Annotated in this window: 16 protein-coding genes and 1 tRNA gene; 8 read left to right on the top strand and 9 right to left on the bottom strand. The window is 59.6% G+C overall.

The window, feature by feature from the left end:
• Positions 1-337: 337 nt before the first annotated feature.
• The 4 genes from DXA43_RS00525 to DXA43_RS00505 form a co-directional block, all read right to left on the bottom strand.
• Positions 338-414, bottom strand: a tRNA-Glu gene (locus DXA43_RS00525).
• Positions 415-515: 101 nt separating this feature from the next.
• Positions 516-2,693 (bottom strand): MurT ligase domain-containing protein, encoded by a 2,178-nt coding sequence (locus DXA43_RS10400; protein WP_233539980.1) that lies wholly within the window; start codon positions 2,691-2,693, stop codon positions 516-518.
• Between the two features lie 45 nt (positions 2,694-2,738).
• Positions 2,739-3,782 (bottom strand): hypothetical protein, encoded by a 1,044-nt coding sequence (locus DXA43_RS00510; RefSeq protein ID WP_117805958.1) that lies wholly within the window; start codon positions 3,780-3,782, stop codon positions 2,739-2,741.
• Positions 3,782-4,858 carry a hypothetical protein gene (locus DXA43_RS00505; protein ID WP_117805957.1) on the bottom strand — a complete coding sequence of 359 codons (1,077 nt, stop codon included), beginning with the start codon at positions 4,856-4,858 and terminating at the stop codon, positions 3,782-3,784. The genes DXA43_RS00510 and DXA43_RS00505 overlap by 1 nt, the downstream gene beginning before the upstream one ends.
• A 500-nt stretch (positions 4,859-5,358) precedes the next feature.
• Here DXA43_RS00505 and DXA43_RS00500 point away from each other — a divergent pair, with 500 nt between their 5' ends.
• The 6 genes from DXA43_RS00500 (at position 5,359) to DXA43_RS00475 (ending at position 11,938) form a co-directional block, all read left to right on the top strand.
• Positions 5,359-6,582 (top strand): iron-containing alcohol dehydrogenase, encoded by a 1,224-nt coding sequence (locus tag DXA43_RS00500; RefSeq protein ID WP_089572776.1) that lies wholly within the window; start codon positions 5,359-5,361, stop codon positions 6,580-6,582.
• 83 nt (positions 6,583-6,665) lie between these two features.
• Positions 6,666-7,766 (top strand): glycerol dehydrogenase, encoded by a 1,101-nt coding sequence (locus DXA43_RS00495; RefSeq protein WP_117805956.1) that lies wholly within the window; start codon positions 6,666-6,668, stop codon positions 7,764-7,766.
• Between the two features lie 113 nt (positions 7,767-7,879).
• A complete protein-coding gene (locus tag DXA43_RS00490; protein ID WP_117805955.1) occupies positions 7,880-8,947 on the top strand; it encodes a glycerol dehydrogenase in 1,068 nt (355 codons plus the stop codon).
• 151 nt (positions 8,948-9,098) lie between these two features.
• Complete coding sequence (locus DXA43_RS00485; RefSeq protein ID WP_117805954.1) at positions 9,099-10,352, top strand: 4Fe-4S binding protein; 1,254 nt, start codon at positions 9,099-9,101, stop codon at positions 10,350-10,352.
• A gap of 114 nt (positions 10,353-10,466) precedes the next feature.
• The gene (gene ychF / locus DXA43_RS00480; RefSeq protein ID WP_055309950.1) at positions 10,467-11,543 is read left to right on the top strand and encodes a redox-regulated ATPase YchF; all 1,077 of its coding nucleotides are present in this window, start codon (positions 10,467-10,469) and stop codon (positions 11,541-11,543) included.
• Between the two features lie 11 nt (positions 11,544-11,554).
• Positions 11,555-11,938, top strand: coding sequence for a DUF1648 domain-containing protein (locus DXA43_RS00475; RefSeq protein ID WP_117640119.1), 384 nt, complete (start codon positions 11,555-11,557; stop codon positions 11,936-11,938).
• A 9-nt stretch (positions 11,939-11,947) separates the two neighbouring features.
• On the opposite strand, the gene DXA43_RS00470 is transcribed toward DXA43_RS00475, so the two are convergent.
• Complete coding sequence (locus DXA43_RS00470; RefSeq protein WP_117805953.1) at positions 11,948-12,337, bottom strand: hypothetical protein; 390 nt, start codon at positions 12,335-12,337, stop codon at positions 11,948-11,950.
• 76 nt (positions 12,338-12,413) lie between these two features.
• Between DXA43_RS00470 and DXA43_RS00465 the strand changes: the two genes are divergently transcribed.
• Positions 12,414-12,632 (top strand): helix-turn-helix domain-containing protein, encoded by a 219-nt coding sequence (locus tag DXA43_RS00465; protein ID WP_035136926.1) that lies wholly within the window; start codon positions 12,414-12,416, stop codon positions 12,630-12,632.
• A 22-nt stretch (positions 12,633-12,654) separates the two neighbouring features.
• Here DXA43_RS00465 and DXA43_RS00460 read toward each other — a convergent pair whose 3' ends face one another.
• Positions 12,655-13,668: an asparaginase gene (locus DXA43_RS00460; protein ID WP_117786451.1), complete on the bottom strand. Its 1,014-nt coding sequence runs from the start codon at positions 13,666-13,668 to the stop codon at positions 12,655-12,657.
• A 268-nt stretch (positions 13,669-13,936) separates the two neighbouring features.
• Here DXA43_RS00460 and guaA point away from each other — a divergent pair, with 268 nt between their 5' ends.
• Entirely contained in the window at positions 13,937-15,535 is a 1,599-nt protein-coding gene (gene guaA, locus DXA43_RS00455; RefSeq protein ID WP_035136929.1) for a glutamine-hydrolyzing GMP synthase, read from the top strand.
• Positions 15,536-15,689: 154 nt separating this feature from the next.
• Here guaA and DXA43_RS00450 read toward each other — a convergent pair whose 3' ends face one another.
• The 3 genes from DXA43_RS00450 to DXA43_RS00440 all read right to left on the bottom strand — a co-directional run bounded on the left by DXA43_RS00450 (position 15,690) and on the right by DXA43_RS00440 (position 17,857).
• Positions 15,690-16,520, bottom strand: a complete 831-nt coding sequence (locus tag DXA43_RS00450) for a class I SAM-dependent methyltransferase (RefSeq protein ID WP_117805952.1) — start codon at positions 16,518-16,520, stop codon at positions 15,690-15,692.
• A gap of 115 nt (positions 16,521-16,635) precedes the next feature.
• Complete coding sequence (locus DXA43_RS00445) at positions 16,636-17,241, bottom strand: class I SAM-dependent methyltransferase (protein ID WP_117805951.1); 606 nt, start codon at positions 17,239-17,241, stop codon at positions 16,636-16,638.
• Positions 17,228-17,857 (bottom strand): class I SAM-dependent methyltransferase, encoded by a 630-nt coding sequence (locus DXA43_RS00440; protein ID WP_117805950.1) that lies wholly within the window; start codon positions 17,855-17,857, stop codon positions 17,228-17,230. The genes DXA43_RS00445 and DXA43_RS00440 overlap by 14 nt, the downstream gene beginning before the upstream one ends.
• Positions 17,858-18,586: the final 729 nt, after the last annotated feature.

The raw sequence follows: 18,586 nt of genomic DNA, 5'->3' as shown, positions 1-18,586 counted from the left end.
GCAATAAGGGGCCGTGGGCAAAAAACGTCAAATATGAGTACTGTCACAAGCCCTGTAGCATTATCTTTTTGCAAAATATGCAGTGTTACGCAACATATGTCCAAGTACTTAGCTGATAAACGCCTGCAATTCCTCCGCCGTAGGACGCCTTGTGTCCAAATCGCCTTCTGATGGCATGAAATCGCTGTTACTAAATTGGTAACAGTACTCATATTTGCTATTTTTTGTCCACGGGCCCTTGGATGACAGTGTGATTTTATGCCTTCGGGGTTCGAATCCCGGCGCATGGGTAGCAAAAAGCCCGCCGCCGCGAGGGCAACGGGCTTCTCAGATTCAGTGGTGCCCCCAGCGGGATTCGAACCCGCGATATCCACCTTGAAAGGGTGGCGTCCTTGGCCGCTAGACGATGGGGACAGCGGGAAAGAGTATAGCAGACTTTTTTAGCCGTTCACATATCGTTGGCAAACTGAAAAACCACCACAAAGGTGCCTGTCCCCTTTTTGGTGGTTGGGGCGTTAGGGGAGGAGCTTCATGGCGGCGTCGTGGGCGGCGTACTCGTAGGTGTCGTCGAGGGGTTTGAGCGGCAGCAGGGCTGTGGCCTGCGCATCGCCGCGGCGCTCGAGGGCGTGCGCGATCAGCCAGTCGGCGAGTTCGGGGTTCTTGGGCAGTGCCGGCCCGTGTAAGTACGTGCCGATGACTCCCTTGTAGATGAGGCCCTCAAAGCCATCGTCGCCGTTGTTGCCGGTGCCCGTGACGACGGATGTTCCGAGCGGCGTGGCCGCTGTATCGAGCAGGGTGCGGCCGCCGTGGTTCTCGAATCCCACAAAGGGCTCGGGTGCCAGATTGGTTTCGACGGCTACGTTGCCGATCAGGCGGTCGGAGCCGCGTACGGTTTCGGCGGCAATGACCCCCAGACCCTCGATGCGATCCTCGCCCATATAGTACGAACGGCCGAGCAGCTGATAGCTGCCACAGATGGCAAGCAGCGAGCCGCCATCCTCAACATAGGCCGCGACCTTGTCTTTTTGGGCGAGCAGTTCGTGTGCCACGGCTAGCTGGTCGCGGTCGGAGCCGCCGCCCATCATGACGATGTCGGCGTCCGTCAGGTCGAGCACCTCGCCCATACGGACCTCGTCTACACGCGCGGGAATGCCACGCCAGGCGCAACGGCGCTCGAGCGCGATAACATTGCCGCCGTCGCCGTAGAGGTTAAGGGCATCGGGATACAGGTAGACGATGCGCAGCGGGCGCGAAAGCTCGACTGGTGCGATGCCGACAGGAAGAGCGCTGCCGTCGGCACGGGCTACGGCGCGCCCGGCAACAGCGTCGGAAGTGGCGCCCTTCAGTCCGTCGAGCTCCTTGACCAGCGGCGGGAAGGCCGTGTAGTTGGCGACGGCGTAGAAGGTGTCATTGGCGGCCTCGTCTGCCACGGCGCCGATCGCCTGCTCGATATCCGAGATGATGGCGGCGTCGATGCCGGCGTACTTCAGGCGTACCTGCATATCGTGCGCGCGCGTACCTCCGACAAAGGCGACAAGCCCTGGGGTATCGGCGATGCGCTCGAAGTCGACGTCGTAGATCCATGAGACATCGTGGCCGTCGGCGTCGTTGTCATTGAGGAAGAAAGCGCAGAGTCTGCCGCCTGCCGTCTTGATGGACTGGATTTGTCGATCGAAGCCTACGGGATTCTTGGCCAGGTTGGCCTTGACGGTGCGGCCGGCGATATCCCAGCGCCCCATACGACCGCCGGCAGGCACATAGGCATCGAGCGTAGGCTGTAGAAGCGCCGTGTTCACGCCCAACTCGTGTGTGGCAAAGAAGGCGGCGGCAACGTTATAGACCATGTACAGACCGTTGTAGCGCGTGGCGATGTGCGTTGCGGGTGCGTCGGTATCGGGTCCAAAGACAAGGTCAAAGCCGTAGCCGTCGCAGCCGAGTTCCACGCCCGTCACGCGACGGACAAGCGCAGGGCGGGCCCAGCCGCACGAGGGGCAATGGTAGGCGCCGAGTTGACCATACTGTACGTAGTCGTACTCCAACGGGGCGTTGCACTGCGAGCAAAAGCGCGAGTCGCTAATGCGGTCGGACTCGGTGCCCGTGGCGCCATCGATGCCAAAGGCAATACTCGCGTTGGGAACGCGCGCGGCAATCGAGGCGCACAGCGGGTCGTCGGCGTTGTAGATGAGCGTCGTTGCCGGCGAAAGCTCCAACGCGTGGGCGATGACCTCCTGGGTGTGATCGATCTCGCCATAGCGATCTAGCTGGTCACGGAACAGGTTGAGCAGCACGAAGTACGTCGGCTTGAGCTTGGGCAGGACGCGCACGGTGTAGAGCTCATCGCATTCAAAAACACCCACGCGCTTGCCGCTGTCAGTGTGCTTAAGGCCGCCGCGGGCCTCGAGCAGGGCACCCACCACACCAGGCTCCATATTGTTGCCGGCACGGTTGCACACCACGGTAGCACCGCTGGCAGCAACGGCGTCGGCGATGAGGTTGGAGGTGGTGGTCTTACCGTTGGTGCCGGTGATCACCACGCTGCGATCGACCAGGCTCGCGAGGTCGCTTAGCAGCTCGGGGTCGATCTTCATGGCGATGCGGCCGGGGAGTACGCCACCCTGGCGCTTGAGGACGGAGCGCAGTCCCCAGCGAGCGATATCGCTCGAGGTGCAGGCAAGAGATGAGCGGAGGTTCATGAAACCGTTCCTAACGTAAACGACATGGTCGGGTCGAGTGCGTCACTAAAATCCATAGCGGCGCGCAAATTCCTGGGCAAGCTGCGACACGTCTTCGCAGGCATTGGCCCAGGGGGCAAAGTCGGGAGTGTCCGAGATAATGCCGTCCGCTTCCCAAACGGCCTGGTGCGAAAGATCCCAGGGATCGCGTGGCTCGGGCCGGCAGGGAAGGTACGGTGTCTGGTACATGGGATTCAGCAAGAAGAACGCGCCGCCCTCGCAGCGGTTGGCGAACTCACGTAGTGCACGCACCGCTGGACGCATCTTGTTTGTTTTGAACAGCAGAATCGTGCGGGCGAGCAGGTACCAAGGAGAGTTTTCGAGTGCGTCTGCCCCCATCTGTTCCTCGAGCTGGTGGGCTAGGGCAAAAAAGCCGTCCTGATCTTCCAAGCGAGCGAGGGCGAGCAGCACGGTGCCTGCGGCTCGGGTGGGATAGCCTTCTGCCTTAAGGACGCGGCGGGCGTAGTCGGCGGCAGCACGGTAGCGAGCGCTCGCCATGCACAGCTGCGAGATAGCCTCGAGCGTGTGGAGCCACCCGATAAGAGCCGGCTCGTTCACGGTGAGATCTGCCGCTGTCACGCCGTCCGTCAAAACCTTGTTGGCCCAGTAGTGTGGGGCCTCCATATCGAACCCGGGCACGCTTTGCCGCAGGTAATCGGCCGTGGTCACCTCGAGCTTCATCAGGTCGCCCAGGCAGGCGTCAACGGGCGTGTCGGCCAGGATGATGGCGAGCAGCTGCGCGTCGACGGCCAGTGCATCGACGCGGACAATCTTGAGCAGCTCATCGCGCATGTCGTCGAACAGGCGATTGCGCGTCTGCTCGAACTCCTCGTCGCTGCCCATGTCCTCGATGCGATGGAGCTCGTCGAGCAGGTGGCGATGAACACCGGCATAGGACAGCAGCGCCTGGGCATGCTCGGACTGCGCATACTTTTGGGGATTCGCGCTCATGTCGTTATGGACAAGCTCGCGTGCTGCATCGGTGAGCTCGGGGTGCGACGCCAGATAGGTGCGCTCCAGGTAGGCGGGGATGTAGACGCTCGGATCCATTAGAGGTCTCCTCCCTTAAATGGAAGCCCCTGCTCGGCTGCGCGCAGGATGCGCTCGTCGATCTGGGAACGCACGATGTCGTTGGTGGCGACCCAGGCGGCAAAGCTGGCGTTGTCGGGAGCGCCCAGGCCCTCCTGCAGTACCGGCGTCGCCTCGGACAGTGCAAGGACGAGCTCGTCGGTGGAGCCTGCACCCACGTTGACGCGGGCATAGACGCCATCGGGAAACTCGGTTTGGAAGTAGAGCGCCTCGGCCGCGTGCGGACACGAGCGCGCAAGGATACGCAGGTAGTGCTCGGCGCCCTCGTAGTCCAGCTCGCGCCAGGCTGCGCTCATCAGTGCGATGAGCGTCCACGGGTCCAAGTCGCGCTCCGCATCTTTGGGGCGGCGGCGCAGCGGGGTATTCGCGAGATAGGGTACGGAGTGGGCGGAGCGAAATCTTTTGAGCTCCTCGGCGGGGTATTCGAGCTTTGCCATGGCGAGCATCGCGGTGTGGCGGACGCCGGCCGGATCGTTGGGGGCAAAGTCGAGGCTGCGGTTTGCGGCTTCGAGCGACATGCGATAGCGGCCGCTAATGAGGGCGCGCGATGCCAAGGCGGCAAGCCAGCGCAGATAGGGGCGGCACGTAAGGTCGCCTGCGGCCTCGCGCTCGTAGGGGTCCTGCGCCGAGGCGATCTTGAGCGCCAGATCGTGCTCCACCTCGTCGCACTTGGACACCAGATACTGCACGTATTCCTCGTTGGATTCGGCGGTGAGCGCCGTCAGCATGCGCTGGGCATCCCAGTTGGCCGGATCGAGTGCGGCTGCCTCGCGGAGCATGTTCTCGGCAGCTGCCTCTTCCTGCTCTGCCTGGGTATCGTCAGGGATAAAGGGAATGCGGTAATCGACGGCCTCGACCACCTTGGCAATGAGGTGCCCGGCGCGGTCGCGGTCGTGCACGATGAGCGGTGCGGGGTTGCGGGTGAATTGTTCCATCAGACGCTCTACGGCGGCACCGTCGGTGAGCGGGATATTGTCGCGGCGCAAGGCCTCAAGAACGAGGCGATGGCAATCCTCTTGAATGGGATCGAATGCCATGGGGCCTCCTTTGCTGCGGTTAGGGTTCAAATGTCTCTATATAAGGTTCTAGTTTACCCGCATGTGGCACACCGGGGGTGCCGCACTTGGACATGCACCTTTGCACCACGAAGACGGATGTCGCACAAATGTCGGCACCTTGGACGACTGAGTGGTATCACGGTGCCGCAAACGGTCGATTTTTGGCGGCGAACGGGGCGCATTTTGGAGGGGCACCGTCCTGCCCGGGATATGTGGTCAACCTTGATAAAACGTTTGCCCAGCTTGGGAGTATGAATGCCCCACAAGGGTCTTCAGGGATAGAAAAAACGTTTCATCATTGTCGGCTTTAGGTGAATAACTGACCAACCAGAACGGTAGAATAGTGTTTGTCTGAGCGTTGAGACGTTTAGACGTCGCGCATTGTCATCGCCGGCAACGCGCAAAACGGTCCTAACGGAGCCAATTGGGTGCTCCGTTATATACGCAAGTCTAAGAGGGGCTTGTTTAGGAGGCACAGTATGGGACGTTTTACCAATCCTCGCGATCTGTACTTTGGTGAGGGCGCTCGCCACGAGGTGAAGAACCTCAAGGGCAAGAAGGCCATCATCGTTTCTGGCGGCAGCTCTATGCGCCGCGGCGGGTTCCTGCAGGACGTCGAGAACGACCTTAAGGAAGGCGGTTTCGAGGTCAAGCTGTTCGAGGGCGTCGAGTCCGACCCGTCCATCGAGACGGTCATGAAGGGCGCCGAGGCCATGCGCGAGTTCGAGCCCGACTGGATTATCGCCATCGGTGGCGGCTCGCCCATCGATGCCGCTAAGGCCATGTGGGTCTTCTACGAGTATCCCGAGGAGTCCTTCGATAACATCATCCAGCCGTTCAGCTTCCCGGAGCTGCGTCAGAAGGCTCATTTCTGCGCCATCTCCTCTACCTCCGGCACCGCTACCGAGGTCACCGCGTTCTCCGTCATTACCGACTACGCCAAGGGCATCAAGTACCCGCTGGCCGACTTCAACATCACCCCTGATGTCGCCATCGTCGACCCCGAGCTCACCTACACCATGCCCGCCAAGCTGTGCGCTCACACCGGCATGGATGCTCTGACCCACTGCATGGAGGCCTACGTTTCCACCTGCGCCTCTATGTTCACCGACGCCAACGCCCTGCACGGCATCCGCGAGATCGTCGAGTGGCTGCCCAAGTCCTATGCTGGCGACCATGAGGCCCGTCAGCACATGCACGAGGCTCAGTGCATCGCCGGTATCGCCTTCTCCTCGGGCCTGCTCGGCATCGTTCACTCCATGGCTCACAAGACCGGTGCTGCCTTCGAGAACGGCCACATCATCCACGGTGCCGCTAACGCCATGTATCTGGGCAAGGTTATCCAGTGGAACTCCAAGGACCCGCGTGCTGCTGAGCGTTACGCTTACGTGGCCAAGGAGATCCTGCACCTTCCCGGCGAGACCAACGAGGAGCTCATCGCTGCGCTCGTCCAGAAGATTCGCGACCTCAATGACCAGCTCAACATTCCGCAGTCCATCAAGGATTACGCGAATGGTGGCGTGAAGGTCGACGCCGAGAACCCGCAGATGGTTTCCGAGGAGGAGTTCCTCGCCAAGCTGCCCGAGATCGCTGCGAACGCCGAGACCGACGCCTGCACGCCCGAGAACCCGCGTGAGACCAAGGCTGCCGACTTCGAGAAGATCCTCAAGGCCTGCTACTACGACACCGACATCGATTTCTAATCGACTCTTGTTATCGTAACGAGGGGCTCCGCACGTATCCGTACGGAGCCCCTTTCTTTTTTCTTTTAGAGAATGGGATAGTTATGGCTGCAATTTTCAATAGCCCCAGCAAGTACATCCAGGGCCCGGACGAGCTGGCCAAGCTCGGCTCTTATGTTGAGCCGCTTGGCGCTAAGGCCCTCGTCATCGTGACGCCTTCGGGCAAGAAGCGCGTCGGTGCCAAGATCGAGGGCGGCTTTGCCGAGGCTAAGGCCGAGCTGCTGTTTGAGGACTTTAACGGCGAGTGCTCCAAGGGCGAGGTCGATCGCCTGGTTGCGCTCGCTCGCGACAACGGTTGCGACATCATCGTCGGCGTCGGTGGCGGCAAGATCCTCGACACCGCGAAGGCCGTCGCCTATTACCTGGAGTCCCCGGTTATCATTTGCCCCACCATTGCTTCGACCGATGCCCCGTGTTCGGCGCTTTCGGTGCTCTATACCGATGACGGCCAGTTCGACAAGTATCTCTTCCTTAAGGCAAACCCCAACATTGTCCTTATGGACACGACGGTTATCGCGGCGAGCCCGGTGCGCCTGACGGTTTCCGGTATGGGCGATGCGCTCGCAACCTATTTCGAGGCCCAGGCAACGCACGATGCCGACGGTGGCACCTGCGCTGGCGGCAAGGGCGGCATGGCCGGCCTGGCACTCGCCAAGCTCTGCTACGAGACGCTTATGACCGACGGCGTCAAGGCCAAGGTTGCGCTGGAGAAGGGAGCGTTGACGCCTGCCGTCGAGCATATCATCGAGGCCAATACGCTGCTTTCGGGCATTGGCTTTGAGAGCTCGGGCCTTGCTGCTGCTCATGCCATCCACAATGGCCTGACGATGCTGCCCGAGTGCCACGGCATGTATCACGGCGAGAAGGTCGCCTTTGGCACTATCGTCCAGCTGGTACTCGAGGATGCCCCGACTGAGAAACTCGAGGAAGTCTTGGGCTTCTGCATTGAGCTGGGCCTGCCGGTCACGATGAAGGAGCTTGGCGTTGCCGAGCTTACGCGCGAGCAGGCCATGATTGTTGCCGAGGCCGCCTGCGCGCCCGATGACACCATGTGCAACATGCCGTTTGAGGTGACGCCCGAGATGGTCGCAAACGCCATCCTGGGTGCCGACGCGCTGGGTCACTACTATCTTATGGATGAGTAAATCAAGCTAAGGAAGGGGCAAAGCCAGCAGATGGCTTTGCCCCTTTTTGCTATGGTGCAAAGGGGGCAGGTTACTTTGCACCAATCGTTGTTTGATGAAGGGCGGATTCTCGTATGGCGCTTCCTATGGTTTATGGCGGTCCCGGCCGGTATGTTCAGGGGCCGGGCGAACTTTCGCGTCAGGGCAGGTATTTGTCATGGTTGGGCTGCGCTGCCTATGTCTTGTTTGACCAGGGCACCGAGGATCGGCTGTGCAGGCAGATCGTCGATGGATTTCTGGATGAAGATCTAAGCGAGCCGTTCTTTAAGATTTATGACGGTCCGTGTACGGAAGAGGCCGTTGTAAAAATGGCTAAGGAAGCCCAGGCTGAGTATTGCGACATGGTGGTGGGTATTGGCGGTGGCAAAATGCTCGATATCGCCAAGGCAGTAGCGTTTTATGCCGAGTTGCCGTTGTGCGTATGTCCCACGGCGGCCTCGATGGATGGTCCGTGCAGTGCGATTTCGGTGCTGTATCACGAGGATGGGTCGTTCGACCGTTACCTGATGCTCGAGAAGAATCCAGACCTGGTCGTGGTCGATACCAACGTGGTCGCGGCGGCCCCACTGCGTATGACGGTTGCTGGTATGGGCGATGCGCTGGCAACGTACTTCGAGGCGCGTTCGTGCGCCGCGGCGCACGGTGCCAACGAGCACGGTGGCGCGCCGGGACACTTGGCCCTGGTCGCGGCACGTGCCTGCTACGACACGCTCATGGAGTGCGGTGTCGCTGCCAAGCGCGATCTCAAGAAGGGGCGTATATCGCCGGCGGTTGAGCGCCTGATCGAGTGCAATATTCTGCTCTCGGGCGTCGGCTTTGAGAGCGGTGGCTTGGCGTTGGCACATGCCATCGCCAACGGTCTGACGATTCTGCCCGAGTGCAGGGCGATGCATGGCGAGGCCGTGGCATTTGGTCTGGTGGTGCAGCTGCGCCTGGAGCGTGCTCCCGAGCTTGATCAGGTGCTCGAGTTTTGCCAGCGCGTTGGTCTGCCGACGACGCTCGAGGAGCTGGGTCTTGGCGAGATTTCCGATGCCGATCTGCAGGGTGTTGCAAATGCGGTCTTTAGAAACGGGCGTAATATGGCCAACGAGCAGGCCAAGGTGACCAAACAAAAGCTCGTGCAGCTCATGTGCGAGGCATAGTTTGGCGCTTGATTGATCTTGTGCAATCGAGGCAGCGATAGGCCATGGGCTATTTGCCGCAAAGATGCTCCGCGTGTAATTTGCCCGAGGCGTGGGCCGATAGCGTATCATTATCTCTTGCTTGTTTGCACTGCTCAGGGAGGGGCCGCGCATGGCGCAGGAACACGATCTGTTTGATGACATTATCGAGATCAGCAAGGGTTTCGACTTTCTTAAAAACCCGCTTGGCGGCGTGACCGACGCGCTCGATCCGTCGGCGCCGCAGTGGAATCCTGCCGACTACAAGGAGCGTCCGCGCGGCAACACGATTCCGTGTCTGACCTGCAAAAATGAAAAGAGCGGCTGCACCGCGTGCATGGACGTGTGCCCGGTCAACGCCATCGAGGTCGAGGAAGACGCCATCGAGATCCTCGATACCTGCCGCAAGTGCGGCCTGTGCGCTGCCGCCTGTCCGACTGAGGCGATTATTTCGCCGCGTCTGGCGCCCAAAAACCTTTACGACGACATTGTCTCGGCCGCTACGAGCCACGAGACCGCCTACGTTACCTGCACGCGTGCCCTTAAGCGCATGCCGCGCGAGAACGAGGTTGTTGTCGCCTGCGTGGGCGATATTACGGCCGAGACCTGGTTCTCGGTACTGGCGGACTATCCCAACGTGAGCGTGTACCTGCCACTGGGCGTGTGCGATAAGTGCCGCAACACCGGCGGTGAGGACATCCTGGGCGAGGCGATTGCGAAGGCCGAGGAGTGGGCCGGCACGGGCATGGGTCTGGAGGTCGATCCCAAGAGCCTCAAATGTCATAAGCGCCGCGAGTACGAGCGCAAGGAGTACATGGAAAAGATCGCCCGCACCACGGGCCTTACCGTGACAAAGCTCAATCCGGCAACGGCGGCACTGGCCTCGGTGACGCAGAAGCTCAAAGCCCATCGCCATCAGATTACCCAGTTGGAGCGTACGCTCAACACCATGTGCGGCACCACGACGACCAAGCGTCGCCGTTCGCTCACGCACGGGCGGCAGCTGGTGCTCTCGACGCTGCAAAACCACCCCGAGCTTGCCCAGAACATGCAGGTGAGCACGCCGGAGTGCGATTTTGACAAGTGCACGTCGTGTGGCGAGTGTGTCAATGTATGTCCCACGTTCGCCTGCGATTTGGTGGGAAGCGGCCGCTTTGTGTTGGAGTCCACGTATTGTTTGGGCTGTGGTGCCTGCGTCAAGGTATGCCCCGAGCATGCGCTCAAGTTAGTTAAGCATGACGCGTCCAATCTGGTCGTCGTCGATCCCGAAGCCGAGGAAAAGGCCGCCCAGAAGGCGAAGGCTCACGAAGAAGCTGAGAAGGTCAAGGCCGAGGCAAAGGCCAAGCTTGACAAGATGCTCGACCAGGTGGAAAAGCTCGCGGACTAGTCAGCGACCTCTATCTCTGCTTCATTCGTGCCGCCGTGGCGTCCGGGTTCGCCCAGATGCTGCAGCGGCGCTATACTTATGCAGTTTGAAATGCTTGTACCAAAAGGAGCTGTCGTGTCCCTTTCCATCGGTATCGTGGGCCTGCCCAACGTGGGCAAGTCGACGCTGTTCACCGCGCTTACCAAAAAGACCGGCCTTGCCGCCAACTATCCGTTCGCCACGATCGACCCCAACGTGGGTATCGTCGACGTGCCCGATAGCCGCCTGCAAAAGCTCGCCGACATCGTCAACCCGGGTCGCATTGTGCCGGCAACGGTCGAGTTCGTCGACATTGCAGGTCTGGTGAAGGGCGCCAACGAGGGCGAGGGCCTGGGCAACCAGTTCCTGGCCAACATTCGCGAGACCGACGCCATCTGCGAGGTCGTGCGCTACTTTAAGGACCCCAACGTCATGCGTGAGGTGGGCCGCACGGGCGAGTTCGTCGATCCCGCCGGCGATGCCGACACCATCATGACCGAGCTCATCCTGGCCGACATGGGCACGCTCGAGAAGCAGCTGCCTAAGCTCGAGAAGGAGGCCAAGCGCGACAAGGAGCTCATGCCCAAGTTCGAGGTCGCCAAGCGCCTGCTCGCCTGGCTCAACGAGGGTAAGCGCGCCGCGTCCATGGAGATGACCGATGAGGAGCGCGCCGCCGCCAAGGGCCTGTTCCTGCTCACCATGAAGCCCATCCTGTATGTGGCCAACGTAGACGAGGACATGCTCAACGAGGACCTGGCGCCCATCGATGGCGTCAAGCCGCTGCCCATCTGCGCCAAGATCGAGGCCGAGCTTTCCGAGCTCGATCCCGAGGACGCCGCCGACTACCTGGAGAGCCTGGGCTTGGAGCAGCCCGGCCTGGACGTGCTCGCGCAGGCGGCCTATAAGCTGCTCGGCCTGCAGTCGTTCTTTACGGCCGGCGAGATGGAGGTCAAGGCCTGGACGGTGCGTCAGGGTGCGACCGCTCCGCAGGCTGCCGGTGTCATCCACACCGACTTTGAGCGCGGCTTTATTAAGGCCGAGGTCATTGGCTATGACGACTACATCGAGCTCGGCGGTGAGCAGGGCGCCAAGGCCGCCGGCAAGCTGCGTATTGAGGGCAAGGACTATGTCATGGCCGATGGCGACGTCGTGCACTTCCGCTTTAACGTGTAAGGACGACGCACATGTTTAAATATGGCAAAAAAGCCGGCTACATGGGTATTGCGCTGCTGGTGCTTGCGGTGATTCCGCTGGTGGTCGCAGCGTGTGTTATCCCCAACATCGGTCCCGAGGTGGCAACAAAGTTTAATGCCGCCGGCGAGGCGACGCGCTGGGGCAAGAGCTACGAGTTGCTGGCACTGCCGGTGCTCAACCTGCTGCTGAGCGTGGCGACGTACTTTACGGCAGGACGCCAGGCTAAAAACAATGATGACTCCGCCGCCATGGCGCGTATCGTGTGCGAACGCTACCTGCGCAACGGTTGCATCACGGGTGTGTTCCTCAACGTGGTTAACGTTTACTTTATGTACTCGGCGATTACTGGAACGGGCTTTGGCCTAGGCTTTTAGCTTGCGCCTTTAGGCAACGAGCCTGCACATATATTCAATGGCTGCTGCGAGGCCGCCGCTCGATCGTGGTTTAAAGACCATGTCGGCGGCGGCCTCGTTTTCGTATCCGGCGCCGCGAAGGGCGAGCGCGATACCGGCTTCCAGGAGAAGGGGCAGACCGCGTTGGCTGGTTGCGATTACGGCAGCCTGATTGAGCGAGCAGCTGTGCGCTTGGCATTGGATGGCAAGTTCACCTTGCGCCGGGCAAGGGACCAGAACGGCGGCGACGCGACTTGATAGCAATGCAAATGCTGTGCGCTCATCGGGCGAAAGGCATTCAGCTTCAACGACGACGAGCTTGGGCGGTGCGCTGTTTGTGCGAAGCATGGCTCGGTACATGCGGACCGAAGAACCCGACATAGAAAACTCCTGTGTATTCGGCAAAACGTAAACTATAGTTTACGTTTTTGTTCAGCTCCATTTCAAACTCGGCTGCATGGACGAACGTGCGAAACAGATTCTTGGCAGGCGGGTCGAAGAGACACGCAGAGACCTTGGTATCTCCAAGGTTGATTTTTGTGTGGCGACAGGAATCAGCCGACCCTACCTCGACCGAATCGAAGATGGAACGGCAAATTTCACGCTCAAGGTTCTATTTAAGATCGCGCCCGCACTCGGCATGACGGTATCAGAGCTTCTCGAGGGCATCGAATAGGGGATACCCGTCGACAACTGAATTACGCCATCGGGATGCGGTCGTGGTTGACTTGGCTGTAGAACAGGCGCTGGATCTCGGCGGCATCACGTGACTGGCCGAGTGCCCACATGGTTTTGGCCACGAGCGTCTCGGTTGTCATATCGTCGCCGCGCAGAATGCCCGGATGATCGGCGTAAGCACGGCCGACCTCGTAAACGCCCAGATCGAGGCCCTCTTCGGGGACCTGCGTGGTCATAACGACGGTGCGACCCGAATCGACCCAGCGGAAAATTGCCTCTTGGAACGACTCGCCCGACTCACCAAACTCGGGGATACCGCCAATGCCAAAGGTCTCCAGAATCACGGCGTCGTAGCTATCGGCAAGGGCGTCGAGGATGCCCGGGTTTACGCCGGGCGTAAGCTTGAGTACAAATACGCGCGGGTCGATGCTGTCGTAGAAACGAACCGGGTTCTCGTTCTGGTGAGTGCCGTGGAGTCCGTTGCGAACGATGCGGTCGTTGCGGATATAGGCAATGGGCGGATAGTTGACGCTAATGAACGCATTAAAGCTCATGGTGCGCTGCTTGCGGGCACGCGTGCCGGCAATGGCTACGCCGCCAAACACGATCGAGACGTCGTGCGAGTGCTCGTCGAGCGCATAGAGCAGGCTCTGGTACAGGTTGAGCTTGGCGTCGGTAAAGGGATTGCCCATGGGCTTTTGCGAGCCGGTGAGTACGATGGGCTTGGGGCTGTCCTGAATCAGGTAGGAAAGCGCCGCCGCGGTGTAGCTCATGGTGTCGGTGCCGTGCAGAATCACGAAGCCGTCGTGGTCGGCATAACCCTCGACGATGACGTCGCGGATACGCATCCAGTCACTGGGGCGCATATTGGTGCTGTCGATGTTCATGGGCTGCACAACGTCGAGCTCGCAGAGGCCCGAAATCTCGGGGACGCTCTGGGCGAGCTCCTCACCGGTCAGGGCGGGGGAGAGGCCGTTGCCGTCCTCGGTCGATGCGATGGTGCCGCCCGTGGCGATGAGAAGGATGCGCTTCATGCTGGTATTCCTATCGTATTTGCCGCCGCAGAGGCGGAGTCGTTCGGCAGTATTGTGGCACAGGGCGTCCAATGTTCAAACGTATTACATCATCTGTAACGTTTGGTAACACTCCAATTGCCGTCAAATAGGGGCCCAGGTCGTGCGTTTGCCGTGCGCTGATGGCTGCGAGGGACGAGAAACCCCATATAACGTGTACACTATGAAAGTTATTTTCGTTCATTCACGCGGGTGGGCACCGGCTCCCCGCCAACAAGAGGGGGAAACCATGGATCAAAAGGCTTCCGCAAAGGTCCTCGTACTCGACTTTGGTGCGCAGTACGGTCAGCTCATTGCCCGTCGCGTCCGCGACCTCAACGTGTATTCCGAGATCGTTCCCTGTGACATCTCGGCCGATGAGATTCGCGAGATGAACGCCTCTGCGCTCATCCTTTCTGGCGGCCCGGCCTCCGTGTACGCCGAGGACGCTCCGTCCATCGACCCCGCCATCTTTGACCTGGGCCTTCCCGTCCTGGGCTTTTGCTACGGCCATCAGATCACGGCCGTGACGCTCGGCGGCAAGGTCGGTCACTCCGAGGTGGGCGAGTACGGCCGCGCCACTATTACGCGCACTGCCGGCGCCAAGCTCTTTAACTCCACGCCCATGGAGCAGACCGTGTGGATGAGCCACCGCGACGCCGTGTCCGAGGTGCCCGAGGGCTTTACCGTTACCGCCAGCACCGACGTGTGCCCGGTTGCCGCCATGGAATGCGTCGAGCGCAAGATCTTCACCACGCAGTTCCACCCCGAGGTCAAGCATTCCGAGTACGGTCAGCAGCTGCTGAGCAACTTCCTGTTTGAGATCTGCGGCCTGGAGCCCAACTGGAGCATGGACAACCTGGTCGAGACCATGACGGCCGAGTTCCGCGAGAAGGTCGGCGACGACCGCGTGATTCTGGCCCTGTCCGGCGGCGTCGACTCCTCCGTCGTGGCTGCGCTGGGCGCCCGCGCCGTGGGCAAGCAGATGACCTGTGTGTTCATCAACCACGGCCTGCTGCGCAAGGGCGAGCCCGAGCAGGTGGAGGAGGTCTTCACCAAGCAGTTTGACGTCGACTTTATTCACGTCCACGCCGAGGACCGTTATGCCGAGCTTCTGGCCGGCGTGACCGAGCCCGAGGAGAAGCGCCGCATCATCGGTACGCAGTTCTGGAAAGAGTTCTTCGCCGTGGCGCAGCAGCTCGAGACCGATGGTAAGCCGGTCAAGTACCTGGCTCAGGGCACCATCTACCCCGACATCATCGAGTCTGGCGCTCGCAAGACGGGCGGCAAGACGGCCACCATCAAGAGTCATCACAACCTGATCCCGTTCCCCGAGGGTGTGCACTTCGACCTTATTGAGCCGCTCGATCACTTCTTTAAGGACGAGGTCCGCGCGCTTGGTCTGGCGCTGGGCCTGCCGGGTCACATCGTGTTCCGCCAGCCTTTCCCGGGCCCGGGTCTGGCCATCCGCATCATCGGCGCGGTCGACAAGGAGAAGCTCGAGATCCTCAAGAATGCCGACGCCATCGTGCGCGAGGAGCTCGATGCCTACAACCAGCGTCTGTTTGAACAGACCGGCGAGCGTAACTCCGAGCACAGCTGCTGGCAGTATTTCGCGGTCCTGCCCGACATTAAGTCCGTTGGCGTTATGGGCGACGAGCGCACCTATCAGCGCCCGATCATCCTGCGCGCCGTCGAGTCCAGCGATGCCATGACCGCCGACTGGGCCAAGCTGCCCTACGACGTGCTGGCCCGCATCTCCGGCCGCATCGTGGCCGAGGTCCCCGGCGCCAACCGCGTGTGCTACGACATCACGTCCAAGCCGCCCGCGACGATTGAGTGGGAATAGAACAGACGTTCGATAAAATAATATAGTATCAGATAGCGGGCACGGTTTCAATTGAATCCGTGCCCGCTGCTGTATGCGTGTCCTTGCATGCCCAATATGCGCCGTAAAAGCCGTCTTCTTCGACGTCAAAGTGAATGCGCTTCGTTTTTGCCTCTCAAAATCTTATTTTCACGATTTGCATTTTCATCCCGTTGTCACCGACCCTTGCGAGAAACCGGAAAAAGCCGCTGACAGAAGGGTCTCTCAAATCGTTGTAACCCAGCATATAGCCGCGACTTGTGACCTGCAGACGGCTGTCCCACGTGCCGATTTCCTTGGCGGCATCCGAAACCGCAAAATATGCCCCCACATCTTTGATTTTTGCAGTCTTAAGCCATGTTTTTGCAATCATCTTTACTGCCGTCCGATTGGCAGCATCAAAGACCAGCACACTGCCGGGGAAAGCGTCCGCCATCCCCCGCACCAGTTCCCGGACCTGCTGGGTCAGAAAGTAATAGAACACCCCGGAGGCAAAGAACACCGCCCCGCGGGAGGCATCGATTTTGCTAAACCATGCGGTGTCTTTCAGGTCGCAGGGGATATTTTGTTCTCGATCCCCGGCGGGCAGTAGCTGCTGCCGCAAGGCAATCACATCCGGGAAGTCCAGATTGTAGATCTTGCATCTACCGTTGTCGCAGGTTCTGCCGGTGTTGTCCAGCCCGCAGCCCAGATTGACCACCGCCGCATTGGGGTGGCCTTTCAGGTAATCCCGCACCTCGAAAGCAAGATCACTCTGCCGTGTGGCCACCTCCAGCGCACCAAAGCGCTGCATCAGGCTGCGGGAGTTTTTCTCTGCCTCTGAAAAGTCGTAGTCGATCTGGTCGAGCAGACGAACCGCTGTTTCATCCCTGTAAAGGGTCGGGTACAACTCCGTACACAGCTTCCGGGAATACAGCGGGAGGATCAGCGTCTCCTGCACGGTGTTTTTCTCAATTTTACATTTCATAGGTTTCTTCCTCAGTGAATAAAAACTGTCATAATTGCCGCCAGCATAGCCGCTATGACCGTCATGCCTATCGCCATGTGCAGGATGGATGCAAAAATACCCGTGCTTGATGCCCCTACTTCCGCGCCGTGACGCAGAGCCACTTTTTCTTTTTGTGTATCTGCACCTCGTGAAAACCCGCCTGCTCCAGACATGCCTCTAATTCAATGTCCTTGTAGATGGTCATGCCGCCGATGATCTGCGTCCACCTCTCGTCCTTGTCCGTATCGCCATTGCTCTCGTTGCAGATAAGAATTGTCCCGCCTGGCTTCAGCGTCCGCCAGACCTCACGGAAGCATCGGGGCAAATCAGGCCAAAAATAGACGGTTTCAAAGGCCGTGGCAGCATCGAAGTAGCTATCCTCAAACGCCATATCCGCCACACTGCCTTGCAGAACGGCGCAACGCCCCTCCTGAAGTGCAGTTCGGTTGAGCTTTCTAGCCTTCTCCACGCTGACGGGCGAATAGTCGATGCCCTTGACGACGCCATACGGGCATTTTTTCAGCAGCCGTTTTATGTTTGCCCCGCCGCCGCAGCCGCAATCTAGCACCTTGGCGTTTGGCGCAAGTCGTAGAAATCGAAGTCCCCACCGCGCCACAGGGCTGTGGCCCAGATTCATCATGGCAACCATAAGTTTTCCGCCGAGGCCCACGGGCTTGCGGGTGTTTTCAAAGAACGACATCTGGCCCCTCCGATTTTGTGCATTCCGCATAGGTCAACGGGAACGAGGCCTTCAGCACCGCGCTTTTCTGCACCGCCCAGCCGTTTTGACGCAGGAAACGTAGGTATTCCTCGCTTGTCCACCTGCTGTGGAGAGGGAATCCCGCCATACTCATGAAAAAGGCTTTTGCCTTGCCGGAAACCGAGTTCCCCGCGTGGGTGAAGGTTGGAGCGATGAGCACGCCGTCGTCCTTCAGCACCCGCCTGATTTCTTGCAGGGCCTTTTCCGGATGCGGCACTATGTGAAGCGCGTTGGACACGATCACCACTTCGAAGGACTTCTGTGCATAGGGCAGGCGGAACATATCTTGTACGGAAAAGTGCAGCTTTGCGGATTGATTGTCCCGCTTTGCTTCAAGGATCATCTTTGCAGAGGCGTCCGTAGCCTCGATGTGCGCCGCCGCATTCACGATGCTCTTTGCGATAAGCCCCGTGCCGGTGGCGACCTCCAGTACGGTTTTTGCTTTCACTACCGGCCGAATCAGCCCATACATCTTCTCATACGCCGCCCGGTCGTTTCGCATGAAACGGTCATACCGACCGGCGTTCTTGTCCCAGAAACCCTCGCGTTCGTGCATGGCTGACGCCCCCCAAACAGTTAGAGCCATCTAACTATAACACACGAATCATGCAGTAAGATGAGGCTAACCTTCTTTTCTTGGCTAAGACGCATCTCTTCGGTTTTCGCTTATAGCGGCGCGAGTCAGATACTAGGCTGGAGCTGAAGAAGGAACTTGGCGGACAGGTAGGTCGATACCGGTTCCCGGAACGGTGATCCAGCCAATTACACCAGGGCTCTAGTCATGCAGGTAAACCCAATCCATGACGGGCAATAGGTCCTTTTCTCTAGCTCGACGTCTTTCGGAGCTTGACGATTTGGACTGATGGAGGTGGGAAGTCCCTCACTGCGCCAATACCAGAAGATTGCGCTATAGACATCTCTCCGACCCTTTGAATTACCCCTTTTCACGCCACCCGCTACGAACCCCGGCGGAAACTAGGGAGTGATTAAAAAGGCGAGCTGCGGTTTTGCGAATCAATTGAGTCATTCACAAAATCGCGAATCAAGGGCCTGATTCGCCCAAATTGCGCACGAATTGGCCCTTAGGCGGTACGACGCGACACGCATCGACAACACTCGGACTGGATTAGTCACTGAGCGGGAATAGCGGAAACTGGCTTTTGAACTCGCGTTTTGATACCGTCGAGTACCGCCTGATGCTGTTTCGGCGCCGCCATAGAGCAAAGCCACCAGCGAAATAACGGGAATAAAAGCCTCCGGACCCTCTGGTTCGGAGGCTTTCTTT

Source organism: Collinsella sp. OF02-10, from assembly GCF_003463445.1.
GTDB lineage: Bacteria > Actinomycetota > Coriobacteriia > Coriobacteriales > Coriobacteriaceae > Collinsella.
The sequence above is the reverse complement of the archived record's forward strand: the minus strand, read 5'-3'. Positions and strand labels throughout refer to the sequence as shown.